Source organism: Mesorhizobium sp. M0437 (assembly GCF_040321335.1).
Classification (GTDB): Bacteria; Pseudomonadota; Alphaproteobacteria; order Rhizobiales; family Rhizobiaceae; genus Mesorhizobium.
In genome coordinates this window covers 1-1,191 of sequence record NZ_JAMYRK010000218.1, presented here as the reverse complement: position 1 = coordinate 1,191, position 1,191 = coordinate 1, and the positions used below count along the sequence as shown (strand labels likewise).

1 protein-coding gene is annotated in these 1,191 nt (G+C 62.2%); it reads left to right on the top strand.

The features are described from left to right. Window positions 1–60: 60 nt before the first annotated feature. The gene (locus tag NKI72_RS35085; protein ID WP_352687253.1) at window positions 61–1,047 is read left to right on the top strand and encodes an IS5 family transposase; all 987 of its coding nucleotides are present in this window, start codon (window positions 61–63) and stop codon (window positions 1,045–1,047) included. Window positions 1,048–1,191: the final 144 nt, after the last annotated feature.

Genomic DNA, 1,191 nt, shown 5'->3' with positions numbered 1-1,191 from the left:
GATCTTTGCACAGAAGCCGATCAGTGATTCTGTTGTGAGGTTGGAGCAGGGAGATTCGCGATGGTGGATCGTGTTCTGGGTCAGTTGAGTCTGGCGGACGGTCTTGCGGTGTCGGATGAGACGATCTTCGACCTGATTGCGAAAGAGCTGGACTGGGAGCCGATCAGCAAGCTGCTTGGCCCGCGCAGCAGCAGCGGCCCGGGTAGCGCCAGCTACCCGGCAATGTTGCTGGTGCGCTGCCTTCTGCTGGGTGTGTGGCATGGGCTGAGCGATCCAGCGCTTGAGGCGCAGATCCGTGACCGGCTGTCGTTTCGCCGCTTCGTTGGCTTCAGCCTCTCGGACCGTACGCCCGATCATTCGACCCTATGGCGCTTTCGCGACGAGCTGACGCGTGAGCGGCTGATCGACAAGGTGTTTGAGGAGATCAACCGGCAGCTGGAGACGAAAGGCCTGATCGTCAAGCGCGGCACGCTGGTCGATGCCTCGTTCATGCAATCCCCCGGCCGGCCGCCCAAGCAGCCGAAGAAGGGCCACCACGGCCCGGTCAAGCCGTCGGCGGACAAGGATGCGCGCTGGGGCAAGAAGGGCAAAAAGAGCACTTTTGGCTACAAGATGCACATTGGCGTCGACCAGGGGCACACCTTGATCCGGCGCGTCGAGGTGAGCGACGCCTCAGTCACCGACACCGAGCCGGCCGACCGGTTGATCTGCGGCGATGAGAAGGCGGTCTATGGCGATCAGGCCTATTACACCCATGCCAGGCATGACCGGCTCGCTGAGGCCAAGATCAAGGATCGCCTGATGCGGCGGCCCAACAAGCATCACCCTGAATTGCCGCCGCGCGACAAGCTGCGCAACCGGCTGATCTCCAAGGTGCGGGCGGCGGTTGAGCGGCCTTTCGCCGTGTTCAAGGAGCGTTACGGCATGCGGCGCATGCGCTTCTTCAACCTTGCGACCAACCGCACGCAGTGCATGCTGGCGGCATGCGCCTACAATCTGCGGACTATGATCGGTGTCCTGTATCCACCCAAAGAGAGACGGGCGTGAGGGAGGAGTGCGTCCAAAATCGAGCCGATCGGGCCAATGATGCCGGTCGATGCCGCGCCAGGGCGACAGGGCGAGGCCTTAGACGCCTTCAAAAGACGCCCAGTAGGCCAATCAGGTTAAGCACACCCTTCATGCAAAGCCCTC